13 protein-coding genes are annotated in these 20080 nt (G+C 45.5%); 10 read left to right on the top strand and 3 right to left on the bottom strand.

Features of this window, described 5'->3' with window-relative positions; all coding sequences use genetic code 11:
- Positions 1 to 105: 105 nt before the first annotated feature.
- From BK126_RS00070 to BK126_RS00055, 4 genes are all read left to right on the top strand, one after another.
- Entirely contained in the window at positions 106 to 483 is a 378-nt protein-coding gene (locus BK126_RS00070) for a PH domain-containing protein (RefSeq protein WP_076310725.1), read from the top strand.
- Between the two features lie 450 nt (positions 484 to 933).
- On the top strand, positions 934 to 1746 hold the full coding sequence (locus BK126_RS00065; protein WP_076310724.1) for a class I SAM-dependent methyltransferase: 813 nt from the start codon (positions 934 to 936) through the stop codon (positions 1744 to 1746).
- A 127-nt stretch (positions 1747 to 1873) separates the two neighbouring features.
- Complete coding sequence (locus tag BK126_RS00060) at positions 1874 to 2356, top strand: SRPBCC domain-containing protein (RefSeq protein ID WP_076310723.1); 483 nt, start codon at positions 1874 to 1876, stop codon at positions 2354 to 2356.
- A 199-nt stretch (positions 2357 to 2555) separates the two neighbouring features.
- Complete coding sequence (locus BK126_RS00055) at positions 2556 to 3608, top strand: glycoside hydrolase family 53 protein (RefSeq protein WP_076310722.1); 1053 nt, start codon at positions 2556 to 2558, stop codon at positions 3606 to 3608.
- Between the two features lie 64 nt (positions 3609 to 3672).
- Here the strand turns inward: BK126_RS00055 and BK126_RS00050 are convergent, their stop codons facing one another.
- Complete coding sequence (locus BK126_RS00050) at positions 3673 to 4290, bottom strand: LysR family transcriptional regulator substrate-binding protein (protein ID WP_179085493.1); 618 nt, start codon at positions 4288 to 4290, stop codon at positions 3673 to 3675.
- Positions 4291 to 4305: 15 nt separating this feature from the next.
- Here BK126_RS00050 and BK126_RS00045 point away from each other — a divergent pair, with 15 nt between their 5' ends.
- Together BK126_RS00045 and BK126_RS00040 are read left to right on the top strand one after the other, a co-directional pair.
- On the top strand, positions 4306 to 5058 hold the full coding sequence (locus tag BK126_RS00045) for an MFS transporter (protein WP_179085492.1): 753 nt from the start codon (positions 4306 to 4308) through the stop codon (positions 5056 to 5058).
- An 807-nt stretch (positions 5059 to 5865) separates the two neighbouring features.
- Positions 5866 to 11277 carry a S8 family serine peptidase gene (locus BK126_RS00040; RefSeq protein ID WP_076310719.1) on the top strand — a complete coding sequence of 1804 codons (5412 nt, stop codon included), beginning with the start codon at positions 5866 to 5868 and terminating at the stop codon, positions 11275 to 11277.
- A gap of 77 nt (positions 11278 to 11354) precedes the next feature.
- Here BK126_RS00040 and BK126_RS00035 read toward each other — a convergent pair whose 3' ends face one another.
- Complete coding sequence (locus tag BK126_RS00035; protein ID WP_076310718.1) at positions 11355 to 11654, bottom strand: MGMT family protein; 300 nt, start codon at positions 11652 to 11654, stop codon at positions 11355 to 11357.
- A gap of 370 nt (positions 11655 to 12024) precedes the next feature.
- Here BK126_RS00035 and BK126_RS00030 point away from each other — a divergent pair, with 370 nt between their 5' ends.
- The 3 genes from BK126_RS00030 (at position 12025) to cysI (ending at position 18970) form a co-directional block, all read left to right on the top strand.
- Positions 12025 to 15138 carry a pullulanase gene (locus BK126_RS00030; protein ID WP_076310717.1) on the top strand — a complete coding sequence of 1038 codons (3114 nt, stop codon included), beginning with the start codon at positions 12025 to 12027 and terminating at the stop codon, positions 15136 to 15138.
- A 232-nt stretch (positions 15139 to 15370) separates the two neighbouring features.
- Entirely contained in the window at positions 15371 to 17212 is a 1842-nt protein-coding gene (locus tag BK126_RS00025) for an assimilatory sulfite reductase (NADPH) flavoprotein subunit (RefSeq protein WP_076310716.1), read from the top strand.
- A 33-nt stretch (positions 17213 to 17245) separates the two neighbouring features.
- A complete protein-coding gene (gene cysI / locus BK126_RS00020; RefSeq protein WP_076310715.1) occupies positions 17246 to 18970 on the top strand; it encodes an assimilatory sulfite reductase (NADPH) hemoprotein subunit in 1725 nt (574 codons plus the stop codon).
- A gap of 81 nt (positions 18971 to 19051) precedes the next feature.
- Here cysI and BK126_RS00015 read toward each other — a convergent pair whose 3' ends face one another.
- Entirely contained in the window at positions 19052 to 19453 is a 402-nt protein-coding gene (locus BK126_RS00015) for a VOC family protein (protein ID WP_076310714.1), read from the bottom strand.
- Positions 19454 to 19624: 171 nt separating this feature from the next.
- Here BK126_RS00015 and BK126_RS00010 point away from each other — a divergent pair, with 171 nt between their 5' ends.
- Positions 19625 to 19993 (top strand): MerR family DNA-binding transcriptional regulator, encoded by a 369-nt coding sequence (locus BK126_RS00010; protein ID WP_076310713.1) that lies wholly within the window; start codon positions 19625 to 19627, stop codon positions 19991 to 19993.
- The last annotated feature ends 87 nt before the right edge of the window (positions 19994 to 20080 follow it).

The raw sequence follows: 20080 nt of genomic DNA, 5'->3' as shown, positions 1-20080 counted from the left end.
CGCTCGCATGAATGTTGCCTTTTTGATCGTTTCCTAGATTCTGACTGCTAATTTCGGACTTTTTCTAATATAATGGAGTTATTATAGGAACGGAGGAGAACCATTATGGGATTTTTAGAAGGATTATTAGGAAATGCTTCACAAGTGAACTTGGCTGATGTTCAAAAAGAATTTGCTGCTCTGCTGGCACCTAATGAGCAAATTGAGCGGGCGTATAAGCTGGTAAGAGACTTGTTTATTTTCACAGACAAAAGATTAATCCTAGTTGATAAACAAGGGATTACGGGCAAGAAGGTGGAATACCATTCGATCCCTTATAAGAGCATATCGCATTATTCCATTGAAACGGCGGGACATTTTGACATGGAAGCTGAACTTAAGATTTACATTTCCAGTTCTACCGTTCCGCTTCAAAAAACATTTAATAAAAACACAAATATTTACGAGGTGCAGAGCGTACTTTCTCATTATATTTTGAAATAATAGACAGCATGGTGCGGGCAGATCGGACAAATGATCAGAGACCTTACGTGAGCTTTTGCAAATTCTTTGCTTGGCAATAACCTTTTCTATATGTATAATAGTGGAAATTCAAAACACGAAAAGCGATGAAAGGGATCTGCTTCCGCATGATGACTTAGAGAGCTGCCGGTTGGTGCAAGGCAGGGATTCAAGCAGAGGCACACCTCACCCTGGAGCAGTATAGCTGAATTGAACTCTTGCTGATATTGGAGTCTTCATTTAGGCTGTACCGGCTAACCGTCGATATACGGTTGTTCAAGATTCGGATGCGTTTGTGCACATGACCCGCATTCGAATAAAGAAGAGTGGTACCGCGAAGGAATGATGGCCTGTCGCCTCTTTAGAGGCGACGGGCTTTTTTGGTGCCAAACAGGCAGTTTATCTAGATATCCATTGCAGGGGGAAGTAATGATGAAAGAGATCATTGATTATTATGAAGCCTTTGATGAATGGGGAAGACTGGATCGGGAACCGCTGGAATTTACAGTGAACTGGCATTATATAAGGAAATACCTTCCGCCATCTGGTCATGTACTGGACAATGGGGCAGGTCCAGGTAAATATGCCTTGGAGCTGGCGAAGCAAGGCTATCGGGTCACCTTGTCTGATCTGACCCCCAGACTTGTGAGAATAGCAGAAGAACAGGCAGCACGTTTACAGCTGGATTCACAATTTGACGGATTTCATGTGCTGAATGCAGCGGACCTCCATTTATTTTCAGATGAAGCCTTTGATGCATCCCTGATGCTTGGTCCATTGTACCATTTGCAGGAAGAAGCGGATCGAGCCAAAGCCGCGAGGGAGCTGTACCGAGTTACCAGATCAGGTGGAGTCGTGTTTGTTGCCTTTCAGACACGCACCCGCATGCTGCTGAACTCATTACTGAATCCAACTCACTGGAAACCCAATCATACGATGGATAATCTCGAGCAATTTTGGGCTACAGGCAGATTTAATCACGAGGATAAAGGGCGTTTTACGGGAGCGTACTACTTCGACACAGCCGGCATCGAACCTTTTATGCAGGAGCATGGATTTGAGAAGATTAGTCTTATTGGCTCTACCAGTATCGGAGCATTGCTGCAACCTGAACAGGTGGATTATTGTAGAAATCAAGGCGACGAGGCTTACCGAAAATATGTGGAGCTGATGATCTCAACTGCAGAAGACCCGGCGCTGCTTGGTATATCCTCACATTTACTCTACATCGGACGAAGAAGGTAGCTTAGACCATCGAGTCTAAAACCAATAGCTCATTATGGGTAGTTGACTGGATAGACGGCTTTGATCATTCGTAATGACCTTATATTATCGGTATAATGATGTGTATATAAGAAGGAGGGACATTCAAATGATCGCTCATATTCAAAGAAATGAATTGGGTTACATCGCAGAATTCAAACGCGAATTAAATCATCCTGCATATAAGGTATGGGCAATGCTCATTGATAACAAACGATTGAAAGAGTGGTTTCCAGAGCTTGAGGTGAAAGAACTCGGAACCGGGGGAATGATCCTGTTTGATATGCAGGATGGGACTTATGAGGAAATGCCGATATTGGACTATGTAGAGGGCAAGGTACTCGAATTTAAGTGGGGAGAAGACAAGGTGCGATTTGAAATCCACGCAGACGACAGTGACGAAACTTCGACGCTTCTACTCTCAGAAAAAATCACTTTTCTTACAGACCATACCCCTAAGGATCTGGCAGGCTGGCATGTCTGCCTTGATGCTATTGAGACTTTGTTAAATGGAAGAGCATTAACAGAGAGTAAAGAAGAGTGGGATCACTGGTATCCGCAATATGTGGAAGCACTCAAGCCTTTTCGATAACCTGCTTAAACGTAAAAAAGTCGTCCTTCATGGAGGGCTTTTTCTTTTACCTCCTTTTACCTCATCGATTCCTACTCCTTTAGTCAGGTTAGAATAAGTGCCAAAATGTTGGAAAAATATCCTAGGACGTCCATATGATAGCGTTTACAATACAGATAACACTTTCCGAGGAGAGTGAACTGGATATAGGAGGTCTTGTATGAAAAAGCACCGAAACAGATTTGGATTGATATTCTTGAGTCTCTCGATGTTACTCATGCTGCTCGGCCCGTCTGGTGGAGATCGTAAGGCAGAGGCAGCCCCTGCTTTTGCCAAAGGAGCGGATATCAGCTGGGTAGCAGGGATGGAAGCAGCAGGATACAAGTGGAAGGACAAGAACGGGGTGCAGCGTGATATCCTGCAAATTTTGAAAAATGATTATCAGATGAACTCCGTACGCTTGCGTGTATGGGTGAATCCAAACATGAGTGATTATGCAAACGGATATATGAATGCAGAGAAAGCAGCTGATCTCGCGCTTAGAGCGAAGAATCTGGGAATGAGTGTGATGCTGACCTTGCACTACAGTGACTCTTGGGCAGATCCGGGACAGCAGAATAAGCCTTATGCATGGGGAAACTACACTTTTCAGCAGCTGATGGACGCCGTATGGTCCCACACCATTTATGTAATGAATACAATGAAGAACAAAGGGGTTACACCGGATTGGGTTCAAATTGGTAATGAAACGAATGACGGCATGTTATGGAATGACGGTAAAGCTTCTGTGAACATGAAAAATTACGCTTGGCTCGTGAACACCGGGCATAATGCCGTGAAGTCGATCAGTCCGAATACGAAAACCATCGTGCACCTGGCGAACGGACATGATCAGGCTGTGCTCGACTGGAATATCGGAGGTCTTGTTCAAAATGGAGCTAATTTTGATGTGATCGGACTGTCTCTATATCCATCGGCCTCTGATTGGACCACCAAGGTGAATCAGACCATAACGAATGCGAATCAGTTGATATCGAAGTATGGGAAGGAGATTGTCATATCCGAGATCGGTATGGATTATAATCAGGCTTCGGCAGCCAAGAGCTTCATTACCAAGATCAAAAATGATGTGCGTAATATTTCTGGAGGCAAGGGGCTCGGTGTATTCTATTGGGAACCGCAAGCGACCCCAGGTTATAATGGGGGTTACAACAAGGGCGCATGGAACGCAGACGGCAAACCGACCATTGCACTGGAAGGATTTATTAACTAATAGTGTGTATTCGTTCTTATAGAGCTGGCTCGTATTCGTCATGAATACGGTCCAGCTCTTTTATTTATCTTGACGAAGAGATTTTTTCCTCGTTCTGCCATCGATCTTCCAGCTTCTCGTTTAAATTCAAACCCTGCATATAGTAGTCTATTAAAAATTGCTTGAAAGCTAGAGCCGCTTTCGATAAATAGCGGTTCTTATGCCAGGTTAAACGAAACAAGGCTTTGGAATGCTCATCCACGATGCTGACTAGCTGCACTTGGGGAGACCAGTCACGAATACAGGAGGATACGAAGGCGACTCCCATCCCTGCTTCAACCATTTTGAGCAGCATGGAGGGTTCATCCACCCGGCATACAAAATTGGGTGATATTCCGGATTTACGGCAAAATTCATTCTGGATATGGTAGAGAGCATGAGTTTCCTTGTAACCAACAAAGTGCTCTTGTTTCACTTCAGACAGTTGCAGCCTGTCACGATCAGAGAATGGATGGTTTGGGGGGAGTGCCAAATTAATAATTTCTTTCGTGAGATATTCAGATTGGATATCCGATGCAGCGATCGGAAGGGAAGACAGGCAATAATCAATCCGATCTTCATTTAATAAAGACTCCATCTCATGATGTGTGGCTTGAATGATCCCGAATTTGGCGTTTGGATATTTCTTACTGAACAATTTCAAAGGCTTGTATTGCTTATGATGTCGATGACTCAAGCGAACATACTGTATTTTTCAGCAGCGTCAGTCCTGTTTATATTATTTCTTGTTCGTTCAAGGCTGACGTCAGCCCCATTTATCCCCCTTCAGTTGTTTCGATCGAAAGGGTATGCCATCGGACTGGTTATTCTGGTTCTTGTACAGGGGATTGGGTTCTCGTTCCCATTTCTGACCCCGCTGCTGCTGCAACAGGTCAATGATCTTTCCTCGGGAATCGTCGGATTTATGTTGGTTCCTGCAGCGATCGCTTCAGCCTTGCTTGGAAAAAGGATTGGAAAAGTCGTCGATGCCCGTGGGAATCACTTTGTCTATTCGATATCGGCATGTCTCTTGTTCATTACATTTATGGCGATGTCCATTTGGGCAGGGGTTCATCATTATTGGATAGCAGCTATCCTCATTGTGGGTACTGTAAGCCAAATGAGTCTTCAAATTTCGCTGATTAACAGCGTGTCCCGTTCACTTGCTCCAGAATATACAGGAATAGGGATGGGGCTTGTTTCTACTCTTAATTTTATGTCCGGCGCAATCGCCGCTTCCTTCTACAGTATACTCCTTGATCAAGGAGCGGGGACTGCGTGGAATGGACTAAATGGAAACCTGGAAGCATCCGTATTCAGCAATATGTATTTTGTGTTCGCTGTCATGCATATCCTCCTGCTCGCAGCTTTTCACTACTTGTACAGGAACCCTGTTCCGAAAGTTCGAACAGCAAACAGGCATTCGCACTAATTCGCCAAAATGAAACAATTAGTATTTTATTCCTATGAAGTTGTTAATAAACAACAAATAAAATAGAAAGAATTCAGGCGAACAGGACAAAAGAAATGCTGCACGAGCATAGATGGTACTATTTTGTTTTTGATTCACGCTGATCTGTGCGTCAAAATGTATTTTTCATAGACCAAACAACCTAAATCACAACTGAAAAATAAATGCTGGATAATCGGTCCTGCATCTATCACAAAATTGACATTATTATTCTATCCTAGTAGTAATATCAACGCCCCAATTCGCATTTTCCTTCAAGAACCGCTATAAATGCGGTTCTTTATCCTTTTATGAGAATTTTATCGAAAAATGCGACATGCATGTCATATGACGTATCCGTCTTAATACTTAATTGACCTATGTAAAATAAGTATTAAGAACCAAATGTAAAATTATGTTAAATAAATGCTTGTAACCGTCTTTTTTTATGATTTATACTCTCTTCACAAGCAATAGCTTTTCATTTAACAATTCCTCTAAAATGTTAACTCTCATCTCATCAAACTCTGAGAATCTCATCAATCTCCAAGAATTTTTAAACTCTCTCAGTAATACAAAATAGATTAGCCCCCTGAATCTACTCAAATCAATCTTCTTTTTCCCATCGAAGACGCTTAAGTCTATGAATTCACTTCTATTAACCCCTTAAAGGAGGTGGTGCTCCCAATCAAATTCTGATTACTAATTTCTCGTTGTTTGATTGGTCGTGTATTTGTTTGGAGGAAATTCACACGTTTCTATCTCTATTCCCAAAGGAGTGTATTAGACTTGGTCACAGCGAAAAAGACGAAAAAAACCTTCTCATTAAGCATGGCTTTCCTCCTGGCAGTGTCCATCGTAAGTCCGGCTATGGCTGCACCGACGACCTCAGTTTCTGACAAGATCGATTTGCGTACTGCGGCTCCCGAACTGATCACTGCAAAAGTAGACTCTAAGCTAAATAAGCTGTTTGACGAAGACAAATATGTCACCTATCTGGTCAAAATGTCGGAACAAGCGGATACTGCGCTTGCTTCTCAGAAAGCAATGGATCTGGCTTCCACTCAAAAAGCAACCCCTGCAGCTGCAAAGCTCTCAGCTCGTACCTCAGTGGTTAGTACACTTCGTGAAACGGCATCGCGTACACAAATACCGATCCAAAAATATTTGGATGAACAGAAGGAAGCTGGCGGAGTTAAAGAATACAAGAGCTATTTCATCGTCAATTCGCTGGCGGTTACAAGTACCAAAGAGGTGATGGAGGAGCTGGCCCTTCAGCCGGGCATAGACAAGATTCTTCCGAATGAAGAACGATTCCTGCAGGAAGTTACGGTGGATAAGAAGGCTTCGACTCCGAAGGCAAGTGATCTGGACAGCGATTCTGCTGCCTCAGCAGCGGATCAGAGCAAGAATATAGAAACTTCAGATTATGACCCGGCAAACATTGAATGGAACATCGCTCAAGTCAACGCACCCGAAGTGTGGGAGCAAGGAATCGACGGCTCCGGAATTGTCGTCGCGAATCTGGACTCAGGTGTTGATTATACACACCCTGCCCTTGCCAGCAAATGGCGTGGTTTGGATCCGAGCGGCAATGTCGTTGATCCAGAGCTAAGCTGGTACGATCCTCATAGCGGTGCCTCACTTCCAGCCGATACGGACGGTCATGGTACGCATACGATGGGGACGATGGTAGGTGCTGAAGAAGACGGCACGAATATGATCGGTGTAGCACCCGGCGCGAAATGGATGGCGGTCCGAATCTTTAATCCGAGCACAACGGATGCCATCATTCTGGATGGTGCTCAGTGGCTGCTGGCACCGGTAGATGAAGAGGGTAATCTTCATCCTGAGCTTGCTCCAGATGTAGTGAACAACTCATGGGGTGGAGGAGCAGGTATCGATGAATGGTTCAGACCTATCGTACAAGCATGGCGTGATGCGCAGATATTCCCCGAATTCTCTGCGGGTAACACTACATTGACGAATCCAGGAGGCCCTGGTTCTGTTGCCAACCCGGCGAACTATCCGGAATCCTTTGCTACAGGTGCAACGGACATCAATGGAAATTTGGCTGACTTCTCCCTCTTGGGTCCTTCTCCGTATGATGAGATTAAACCTGAAGTCTCTGCTCCGGGTGTGAACATTCGCTCCTCGGTACCAGGCGGCAGTTATGAAGGGGGCTGGAATGGAACATCGATGGCAGGGCCCCATACGACTGCCATTGCGGCCATGCTATTGCAAGCGAACAGCTCTCTCACTGTCGATGATCTGGAGGATATTCTGACAGAAACTGCCACAGAAAGAACGGATAGCACCTATCCAGAATCACCTAACAACGGATATGGACACGGCATCGTCAATGCACTTGATGCGGTCGGCTCAGTCCTTCAAGGAGTTGGTTCTGTAACGGGTCGAGTGACTATTGACGGTGATGACCTGACTGCACCTGAGCTGGATTACACTGTTCTGGAATCGGTTTATGCCGGACTGGATGCCGGATTCTCCATTGAAGCCAGTGATAATATATCCGTTACTGAAGTCAGTGTTTATGCAAGAACAGAAGGTATGAGCCGCTATGTATACATACCAGCGGAACTCACTTCCGGAGATGCGCTTGATGGTACGTACCGAGCTGTTATTCCTGCAGCACTTATCGAGGAGCCAGGCCTTGAATATTACATCCGTGTGAATGACTATGGCAATAACGGTTATGAGACGGAAGTGCACTCCGTAGACGTACTGGAAGGAATCGAACCAGGTTATTCCCAAAATTTTGAACAGGATTATGTTGGATTCTTGCCTGATCTTGACAATCCTTGGGTATGGGGAGCTCCTGAAAGCGGACCTGGAAGTGCCTATTCCGGGGAGCATGTAATGGCGACAAATTTGTCGGGTACGTATGCACCGAATTCTAACACCGCTCTCATTGCACCGCCCATTAATTTAGCTGACGCACCTGAAGGTGCTCTGTTGTCCTTCAAGCAATGGTTTGACCTTGAAGACGGCAGTGATTTCGGAAGTGTGTACTTAGCGACAGAAGAGAATGACTATGAGTTTGAACAGCTGCTTACGGTTACGGGAAGCAGTGAAGATTGGGTAAACCAGTATATAGATTTAACCGCGTATGCGGGTCAAAAAGTATATGTGGCCTTTGTCCTCAGTTCGGATGGATCAGTTCAAGGAGAAGGATGGTACATTGACGACTTCTCGCTGCAGCTTCCGGATGAAGTGGCTCCAGCAGCTCCGTCTGATCTGACAGGAACACCTTCAATACTTGGTGACGTATCGCTAGAGTGGAGTGCTCCTGCTGATGAAGATCTGAAGGAATATCATGTTTATCGTTCTTCAACATCCGACACGGGATATGAGCTGATTGGCACGACATCTGAAGCATCCTATGTTGACAGTATTACGATTGAAGGAGAAGCAACCTTCTATTATGTAGTCAAAGCAAAAGATTACAGCGGCAACGAGAGTGACGCTTCCAATGAAGTCGCTGTGGATGTTGCTGTGCCGGAGACCCTATTCAGTGATTCGTTCGATGGTGATAATGACAATGGATGGACACATGCGGGAACGAATGATGTATGGGAGCGGGGAGCTCCTGCTGCACCGGGTCCAGCTTCCGCGGTCAGTCCTCCGAATGTTTGGGGCACGGATCTGAACGGAACTTATCTGGCAAGCTCAAATTTCTCTCTGGTATCGCCTGTGATTGACTTAACTTCTCAGAATACGGCTGCACTGACCTTCAATCACTGGTACGAAATCGAAAGAAACTATGATGATGCCTACGTGGAAGTAACCACGGATGGCGGTACGACCTGGACAGAGATTGGCTACTACTCTCATGCAACAGAAGGTAAGCAGTGGTCACCTGTATTTATTGATCTGTCAAGCTATGCAGGAAATGAAATTCAAGTACGCTTCAGATTAACCACGGACAGCAGTGTACAAAAAGCCGGATGGTACGTAGATGATGTACGGGTGCTGGCTGTTTCTGCACCAGAATCAACAGCTAGTGATACAAAGACTGAATCTAATAAAGCCAAAGCAATACAGAAAGCACCTGTATTGATGGACTTTGTGAGCAAGCAGCCGATTACGACTCAAGGTGATTCCGTATCGAAGGATGGAGAAGTCGGACTGCTTAGTCTTCCCGTCTCCGCTACAGTAACGGTTGTCGAAACCGGCAGATCGGTTCGTACGGATGCATATACAGGCCGTTACAGCTTTAATCATGTAGCTGGTGACTATAATTTGAAGGTCGAGTCTTACGGCTATTACCCACAGACAGTGCCTGTAAGCATTGAAGATGGCAAGACACGTAACGTTAACTTCCAGCTCGAAGAAATTCCACAAGGCACGATTACAGGCATCGTTACAAATGAACGTACGGGAGAGCCGATTGCAGATGCAGTAGTTATGGTCATGGAAGACGCACAGGTATCCCCTGTTCGGACTGACGAAGCGGGTGCCTTTACTCTGCAGGTATATGAAGGAACTTATACTTTGTCCATCTCCGCATTAGATTACTATAGTGAAACAGCAGAAGTAACCGTTCCTGCGAACGATACTGTCACGCATGACTTTGATCTGAAGCCCTTCATCGGCTATGCAGGTGAGATCAAATATGATGACGGAACAGCGGAGAATGCTCGTGCATGGAATGCGGCAGGGAATGCGTGGGCTGTTAAAATGAGTCCTGAATCAGAAGCGGTACAAGTAACCGGAGCATCCTTCCTCTTCTGGAATACAGAGTGGCCGAGCCCAGGCGGTACAGCCTTCAGTTATTCTGTATATGATGCATCTGGACCAGATGGAGCACCTGGACGTGAGCTTGCAGGTCCATTTGACGGTACTGCTCTAAGAAATGACGAATGGACAACGGTAGAGTTCCCGGAACCGGTCTCGGTTACAGGAGACTTTTACATTGTATACGAGCAGACCGAAGCGAATCCTTATTCACCGGGACTAGCAACCGATGAGAGCAGTACAGTCGCTGAACGGGCATGGCAGCGGATCAGTGGCGCATGGACTGCCTCCCCTCTAGAGGAAGGAAATTACATGATCCGTGCGCATGTACAGTATGCCATTGGCGCGCCAATCATCACTTCTCCGGCTGAAGATACGTATACGAATGAGGAGTCCATTACAATTACAGGTACTTCCAATGCCAACGGATCAACGGTGACGATTTATAATGGGGAAGAAGAAGCAGCAACTGCGACGGTGGAAGAGGGGCAATTTGTAGCAGTGATCGACCTGAATGCAGGCGAGAACGTTCTTGTCGCTGAAGCCTTGGTGGGTGATGAAGTAACAGACCCTTCTACTCCAGTTACGGTAACTCTTGATCAAGCTGCACCAGAGCTTGTTGTTACCTCTCCAGAGGATGGAGAGACGACGAACGCTGAAGCTTATACCGTGAGAGGTACAGTGAATGATGAATACCTTGATACGGTTACAGTGAATGGTGAAGCAGCTGAAGTTACGGAGGATGGAAGCTTCGAGCATCGTCTTCTAATCAATTCAGGTGATAATCTCATTACCGTTACAGCAACGGATTTGGCAGGAAATGAAACAACTATTACACGTACAGTTGTAGTAAACTGGGCGGCACCTGTCATAACGAATCTCACACCAAGCTCTGACCTGCATATTGCAGCAGGAGATGCAGTGTATGTATCCTTTGATAGCAGCCCTGGTCTGTCGGCATCCTTCCGTGTCGAACTGCCAGGCAATGCCCTATCGAGCTTCAACGAAGCTCCGCTCACAGAGACTTCACCTGGACACTATGAAGGAACCTATACAACCTCAGAATCGTTGAGGCTCGAAGGCGGAGTTATCGTAGTAAGAGTATGGGATACAGCAGGAAACGAAACAGAAGTTGCAGCACTTGGTAAACTATATGTAACAGAGAGTGGGGAAGAGCCGGCTCCGCCGAATGTAGCCCCTGTCGCCATCATTCAATCTCCGAGCGCAGCGCAGCGTAACCGGGATGTTACTTTCGATGCTTCAAATTCATACGACGAGGATGGCAGCATTGTTTCTTATACATGGAATTTTGGTGATGGAGCAACGGGTAGTGGAGTCACCGCTACACATGCCTATACCAAAGGCGGGAATTATACGGTGGAGCTCATCGTCACAGATGATCAAGGTGCAGTGAATACGAAAACATTTGTCATTCGAATTCGCTAAGCTCTTGAACGAACACTTGTCCTATTGAAAAAGAGGAGTTCCGGATAATGGTCCGGATTCTCCTCTTTCTCGATTTTTTAGGCCTGATATTTGGATAGGTCAATCCGTCGGTCAAGTCCCAGTTCTACACCTTCATCTTCGAGCTTCATCTCTTGGATCAATCGCTGCTCGTCCTCAGGGATGGCTATCTCTCCGAACTTATTTACGACTCGGTGCCAGGGAAGGGCATGCTTCTCACTCATTGAGTGGAGTACCCGGACAACCTGTCTTGCCGCGCGAGGACTACCGGCTAAAGCCGCAACTTGTCCGTAGGTCATTACCTTTCCCTCTGGAATGGATTGAATGATTCGAATCACTTCTGCGGTAAAGGGCTGCATTGCTTCCTGTCTCCTTAAGTTTCTACATTCGTTAATAGAATCATTTCAGATGATTATATCAAAAAAATATCGTTCTTAAGAACTGTTTATCGCGAAGAATGCGAACAAGTGGTTGACGATGATCAAGACTCAAAGGTAATATAATCATGCAAACGGTTTCACTGGATTTAAAGCAAGGAATTCCTTTTCTGGACAAAACCACAAGCAGACATTTAGAAGAATGTTTGCGTTAATTAGAACGGAGGTGCATGTTTACGCTATTCTTGAGCAGGAAGAAGATAGAATAACAACGATCCATATGGTTCGACAATCTATGCAAACGGTACCAAATTGGGTGTATTCCATTTCAATATGAATCGGAGGAATGTTCATGCACAATTATCGTTCTTTGCGTACAGCAGTAACAGTGTTCATCGTTGCAGTTATGGTCTTGACAAGCATATGGATCGTGCCTGCTGATGCTCAGGAGAATCATTCAATTCAGTCGATACCTGAGCAGACTTTAAGAATTCATTATGACGGGACTGGAGAGAATCTGGGTGTTTGGGTATGGGAGGATGTAGAGCTTCCGTCAGCCGAATGGCCAAGCGGTGCAATTCCGTTTACAGCAGCACAGCAGGATGCTTATGGAGCCTATGTAGATATTCCGCTCAGAGCAGATGCTAAAAAAGTTGGCTTTCTCCTCGTAGATCGGACGACCGGGGAGAAGCGCGGTGGAGATAAGATACTAGAGCTGGGCTCAACAAATATAAATGAGGTGTGGCTGGGACAAGGATCAGACGAGATTCTCCTGTATGAACCTGTACCCTTGGCTGATGACGTCGTACGAATCCATTATTCTCGTGCAGATCAAGACTATGATGGATATGGATTATGGTTATGGGAAGATGTGAAAGCGCCTTCAACAGATTGGCCGCAGGGCGCGCTCCCATTTACTAACGAACAGACCGATAAATATGGTGCTTATATTGATGTTGAGCTAAAAGAGGATGCGACGAAGCTCGGGTTTCTTATTGTGAATCGTAATAATGGTGAGGAAAAGGATGGTGGAGATAAGAGCTTCAACCTCCTTCAGCATTATGATCAATTATGGGTCCGGGAAGGTGATGATCAAGTGTACGTCTCACCTTATGGTGAGATGGCTACAGGAGTTACAGCTGCTACAGTCACATCCAAGGACCAGATTGAGCTCAAATTTACTCGAACTGAAGGACTTACTCCGGATGCGGTAAGCAAAGAATTGATCATTAAGGATCAGGCTGGCTCGGTTGTTGAAGCTAGTGAAGTCAAAGTAACCGAGAAAAATACAGTAGTAATCACAGCTGATTTTGATCTGAACAAGCTTCCACTTACAATTACGTATGCAGGCATAACGGTTAAGGCAGAGCTTCATTGGCGTGTTATTGATGAATTGTATGCTTATAAGGGTAACGACCTCGGTGCTACATACAGTAAGAAAAAAGTCACCTTCAAGCTGTGGGCGCCGACTGCAAGCTCAGTAACACTGAATGTTTACGATAAGAAGGATGCATCTGTTCATATTGGATCCAAGGAGCTGACCCTTCAAGAGCAAGGGGTATGGAAGACCGTAGTTCGACCAGATGAGCTTGGCGTGAAGGATCTTAAAAATTATTTTTACCAATATGAGGTTGTAAACAATGGCGAGAGTCAAAAAGTGCTGGATCCTTATGCGAAATCGATGGCAGCTTTCCAGGTCGATACTTCAGGCGCTGCGGGTCAAGACGGGGATGTCGTTGGCAAAGCAGCCATCATTGATCTCAGTAAAACAAATCCGAAGGGTTATAACTATGCCAAGATTGACGGTTATCAAAATAGAGAGGATGCGATTATATGGGAGCTGCACGTTCGGGATTATACTTCCGATCCTTCTATTCAAGATGACCTAACCTCCAGATGGGGCACCTATAGTGCATTAGAAGACAAATTGGATTATATGAAATCACTAGGCGTCACTCACGTACAGCTTCTCCCGGTTATGGCCTGGTACTATGGGGATGAGACGAAGATGGGCGACAGGGAGCTGCAATACTCTGCCGGAGGCAACGAATATAACTGGGGATATGACCCTCACAATTACTTCTCTCCTGATGGGGCGTATTCCGAGGATGCCACAAATCCGGAGCTTCGAGTCAAGGAGCTTAAGAACATGATTGATGCTATTCATGATGCAGGTATGGGTGTCATTCTCGACGTCGTATATACGCACATGGCGAATGCTGATCTTCTGAATGATATCGTTCCGAATTACTATGCTTGGAAGGACAGTAATGGTGCATACGTCGGCGGCTTCGGCAATAATCTGGCTACGAATCATGTCATGGCCGAGAAATTGATGGTTGATTCCGTCAAATACTGGTTTGATGAATATAAAATTGACGGCATGCGTTTCGATATGATGGGGGATGCGACTTCCGGTTCTATTCAAAAAGCTTATGATGCAGCGGCCAAGCTGAATCCGAATGCTCTCTTCATTGGTGAGGGCTGGAGAACGTTCAGCGGAGCTAATGCAGATCCTGAACTTGCCGGACAAGGTGCTGACCAGGATTGGATGGACGAGACAAATGATGTAGGTGTATTCTCCGATGAAATCCGTAATGAATTAAAATCCGGATTCGGTTCTGAAGGAGAGCCTAGATTCCTTACCGGCGGTGCAAGAGATATCAACCTGATCATAAGCAATATCAAAGGCCAGCCGACTAACACGCCAGCGGACGATCCTGGAGATATGGTTCAATATATTGAAGCTCATGATAATCTCCCGCTGTATGATGTTATTGCACAATCGATCAAGAAAGATCCGTCCATACCGGCAAATGATCTCGAAATTCATCAGCGGATCAGGCTTGGAAATCTGATGGTGCTGACTTCTCAGGGAACGGCATTTCTGCACGCGGGGCAGGAATACGGACGTACGAAGCAGTGGCATGGTGAAGGGTTGCCTGAGCAGAAATATCACGCTCTGTCAGATGAAACCGGTAAAGTATTTGGCTATTTCATTCACGATTCCTATGACTCTTCAGATGCGATTAACAAATTCGATTGGGATAAGGCACTGGACAGTAAGAAATATCCGGTTAACAGTGTAACAAGGGAGTATACGGAGGGACTCATTCAACTGAGGAAATCAACCAACGCCTTCCGTCTAGGGGATGAAGCTCTCGTAGATAAGAATGTATCTCTAATTACGGCACCGGAGATGAACAGCAAGGATCTGATCATCGCCTACAAAAATAAGTCAACGGATAACACGGGGACATACTATGTTTTTGTTAATGCGGATCAAACTCCAAGAACGCTTAGCCTCGATACAGATCTTACGAAAGGAACTGTTGTCGTGGATCAGGATGAAGCTGGAGTTAAGGCGGTTTCTGACAAATCCGGGTTTGAACTTAGTAAAACTTCAATTACACTTGAGCCGCTGACGGCTGTTGTAATTAAGATGAAAGAAAAATCTAAAAAGTAAAGCATTCCTAAGAAATTCTCCTTATTTGATAGGGAGAGTTTTCTATTCATCACAATATTTCTACATAATTATCTCTTATTCACAAAAAAACACCCTTTATCAGCAAACCTGATAGATGTCATAAGATCAATCTAATTGACCACTCTCTGGTCCTGTGATAGTTTCAGTAGAGACAAATTAATTCTGATAAACTTACTGAGAATTATTATCAAAGCATCCGAGGTGGATATTATTGGAACTCCAAGTGATTAACAGCCCATTTACTCAGGAACAGACGGAACTATTAAATCGATTATTACCCACATTATCCGAGACACAGCGTATATGGCTTAGCGGCTATTTAACGGCGATTCAAGCAAGCGGTGTGGCTGCGACATCTGCGTTAGAAACACCGGCTGTGAACGCTGCTGGTCAGCCTGCAGTCCCTGCACCTGCGATCAGCAAAGAGATAACTGTACTGTTCGGCTCTCAGACGGGAAACAGCAGCGGAATTGCAAAGAAATTCAGCAAGAAGCTTCAGGAGCAAGGGTTTGAAGTAACAACCAGCTCTATGAGTGATTTCAAACCAAACAATCTGAAGAAGGTTCAGAATCTGCTCATTGTCGTCAGCACCCATGGAGAAGGAGAGCCGCCGGACAGTGCAATTGCTTTCCATGAATTTTTGCACAGTAAACGTGCACCTAAGCTGGATGACTTGAAATTCTCTGTTCTGGCCCTTGGAGATACTTCCTACGAATTCTTCTGCCAAACAGGCAAGGATTTTGACAATCGTCTGGCCGAGCTCGGCGGAACTCGTTTGACGCCAAGAATGGACTGCGATGTTGACTTTGAAGAGTCAGCAGCCGAATGGATGAATAATGTCCTGTCTGAGCTGAATGCGGCAAGTACATTAACTCCGGTAAGTGTCAGTAGTGTAGGTGCTGCAGCCTCTACCAGTACGGAATCAGAGTTCACCAGATCGAACCCGTTTCAAGCCGAGGTGCTTGAGAATCTAAATTTGAACGGACGCGGGTCCGATCGTGAAACCAGACATATCGAGCTGTCCTTAGAAGGATCTGGACTAAGTTATGAGCCTGGGGACAGCCTCGGCATCATCCCTCAGAATCATCCTTTGCTCGTAGAAGAGATCATTGCTGCAGCAGGGTGGAACGGTGAAGAAATCATTCAGGTATCCAAAAAAGGCGACACGCTCTCTTTACAGGATGCACTGACGAAGTATTTTGAAATTACGGTACTGACCAAGCCGCTGCTGGAGCAAATTGTGAATCTGACCTCGAATGCTCAGCTTAGAAAGCTGCTTGAGCCAGGTAATGAACAAGAGCTTCGCAATTATATCAATGACCATGATCTGCTCGATTTGATCCAGGACTTTGATCTACGTGGTGTAACGGCATCAGAATTCGTTACGCTGCTTCGTAAAATTCCGGCACGCCTCTATTCCATTGCCAGCAGTCCAAGTGCATATCCTGATGAAGTGCATCTGACTGTGCGTACAGTACGTTACCAAGCGAACGGACGGGATCGCTACGGTGTCTGCTCCGTGCAGCTGGCAGAACGAATCGAACCAGGAGATCAACTCCCTGTATTTATACAGAATAACGATAACTTCAAGCTTCCAGCGAACCCTGATGCACCAATTATTATGATTGGACCAGGTACGGGTGTTGCTCCTTTCCGTGCATTCATTGGAGAGAGAGAAGAGCAGGGAGCCGGGGGCAAGAGCTGGCTGTTCTATGGTGATCAGCATTTTGCAACCGACTTTTTATATCAGGTGGAATGGCAGCGCTGGCTGGCAGATGGTGTGCTGACCCGGATGGATGTCGCTTTCTCCAGAGATACAGACGAGAAGGTATATGTTCAGCACCGGATGCTTGAGAGAAGCCGCGAGCTGTACGAGTGGCTTCAGGAGGGTGCTTACATCTACGTCTGTGGAGATGAGAAGAAGATGGCGCACGATGTGCATTCCACACTTGCAGCCATTCTCGTACAAGAAGGCGGCTTGACGATGGAGGCGGCAACAGATTATCTGATTCAATTACAGCAGGACAAACGATATCAACGCGATGTTTACTAAGGAAGTCTTTTCATACCGGAAGGAGATACTAGCATGGCACTAAATGAATTGTACCCGCCACAAAATGCACCCCACAGCGATGTGGAGGATATAAAGCGTCGAAGCAATTATTTAAGAGGTAGTCTTGTTGAAACATTAAAAGATCCAATTACAGGTTCTATTCCAGAGGACGATAATCGTCTGATGAAGCATCACGGCAGCTACATGCAGGATGATCGTGATCTTCGCAACGAGCGTGCCAAGCAGAAGCTGGAGCCAGCCTACCAGTTCATGCTGCGTGTACGCGCAGCTGGAGGTGTGGTGACACCGGATCAATGGCTGATGATGGATCGGATCTCTCATAAATACGGAAACGGTACAATCCGGCTGACGACACGTCAGTCCTTCCAGCTTCACGGTGTACTGAAATGGAATCTGAAGAGCACGATCCGCGAAGTAAACGATGCACTGCTAAGCACACTTGCTGCATGCGGAGATGTTAACCGGAACGTGATGTGCAACCCAAATCCTTACCAATCCGAAGTGCATGAAGAAGTGTATGCATGGGCGAGTAAGGTTAGTGATCATCTCGATCCCCGCACAAGAGCGTATCATGAGATCTGGCTTGATGAAGAGAAGATCATTGACAGCCGTGATAATGATGCCGAGCAGGAGCCTATCTATGGTGCGGTATATCTGCCGCGTAAGTTCAAGATCGGTATTGCAGTACCTCCATCGAATGATGTTGATGTATTCTCCCAGGATCTCGGATATATCGCGATCGTGGAGGATGGCAAGCTGAAAGGGTTCAATGTGACCGCAGGCGGCGGTATGGGGATGTCGCATGGCGATACCAAAACATATCCGCAGGTTGGTAAGTTAATCGGCTTCTGTACTCCAGAGCAGATGGTAGATGTAGCTGAGAAGATTGTGACGATTCAGCGTGATTACGGTGATCGTGCCGTGCGTAAGCACGCACGCTTCAAATATACGGTAGATGATCGGGGTCTGGATTGGCTGAAGAATGAATTGACCACTCGTCTTGGTTATGCTTTGGAGCCTGCGCGTCCTTTTCATTTCGATCATAATGGTGACCGTTATGGCTGGGTTGAAGGCAGCAATGGCAAATGGCACTTCACCCTGTTTATCCAGAACGGACGAATTGTCGATCTAGATGGTTATCCGCTGATGACAGGTCTTCGTGAAATTGCCAAGGTTCACAAAGGCGATTTCCGCCTCACGGCGAATCAGAACTTGATTATTGGGAACGTCGGACCGAAGAGCAAGAAGAAGATTGAGAAGCTGATCGCTGAATACGGCTTGACGGATGGGCTTCATTATTCAGCGCTTCGTAGAAACTCCATGGCATGTGTTGCGCTTCCTACATGTGGACTTGCGATGGCTGAATCCGAACGTTACCTTCCTACACTTATGGAAAAAATCGAGTATATTCTGGAAAGTAACGGACTTCGTGAGAAGGAGATTGTAATCCGCATGACAGGCTGCCCTAACGGATGTGCCCGCCCGATGCTGGCTGAGCTATCCTTCATCGGCAAAGCACCTGGTAAATACAATATGTATTTGGGCGGCGCATTTAACGGTTCACGCCTCAATAAGCTCTACAAAGAGAATATCGGGGAAAAAGAAATATTGGAGTCGCTTGATGAGATCATCGCAAGATATGCTAAAGAGCGTGAGGATGGAGAGCATTTTGGTGATTTTGTCATCCGTGCTGGATACGTGGAAGCTGTATATGACGGTATGAAATTTCACGCATAATATTTGCTGCATGGGAATTAAGGCTAGAGAAGTACCTGCTTTGACAGGTACTTCTCTTTTTGTTTTGGCTCTAGTACTGCTTTACTTTTTCGATTGAAGCCACCATAAGTTTTGAAATGGATCGACAAACCCTGCCATGCAGCCGCCATCTTCATCTTCCATCACTTCCATGACGGATGTTGCACCCGCTGCAATTGCTTTCTCGTATGTATCTGCTACGTTATCCACATAGATATACATTTGAATTGGTATTAATCCGTCATTCTTTAACTCACCGCAAACGCCTGGACCACAGCTGCCATCATGTGAAGTATCGGCAAAGTAAATGAGGCTCTCACCGATTTTCATTTCTGCATGAATAATTCCTCCTGTTTCTTCATGCTTGTTAACCTTCACGACCTCGGACTGAAAGACGGACTTGGTAAAATCAATAAATTGGGGTGCACTCAGCACCATGAAATAGGGTACGATTGTATGCTTCATTTTGAACTTCACTCCTTAGGATTTTGATGAATTTCACCTTACATTTAGATCATATAATATTGATGCAAATGCTAAGGTTTGTTATGTTTTTTATTGAAGTAAGGGTATTCTATACTTGAAAGCCGTCATTAGGTTTAATTCTAAATTACAAGCTGTGCATAGGAGTTGTTTATGAGAGGGATTGATATAGCCAAGAAATTGAACATTAGCACCAGTGCCTTAAGACATTATGAATCCTGGGGATTGGTTCCTAAGGTGGAAAGGGAGAAGAATGGATACCGAATTTATACCGTGGAGCACGAGGCCTATTTTCAATGTATCCGTGCGCTCTTGCCTGGATTTGGTATGGAATTGATTAAAGAGCTTATGCCACTTATCATAAGAGGGAACAAGACGGAGGCATTATGGCTGGTTAATCAAGCACAGGTAAAACTACATACAGAGAAGGAAACTGTACAAAAAACGGCAGAAGTACTTGAATTAAATGAGCTGATGGAAATTGGGGTAGTACCAGCGAAGCTGACACCACCCGCAAAGTAGATGTTATTAAATGGGAAATTTGTTGATGACCTCGTTGTACTCCTGCTGTGCATCAGTGATTGCCAGTTTTGAATAGACTTCCAACGA

Origin of the sequence: Paenibacillus sp. FSL H7-0326 (genome assembly GCF_001955535.1) — a bacterium.
Taxonomy (GTDB): domain Bacteria; phylum Bacillota; class Bacilli; order Paenibacillales; family Paenibacillaceae; genus Paenibacillus; species Paenibacillus shunpengii.
The sequence above is the reverse complement of the archived record's forward strand: the minus strand, read 5'-3'. Positions and strand labels throughout refer to the sequence as shown.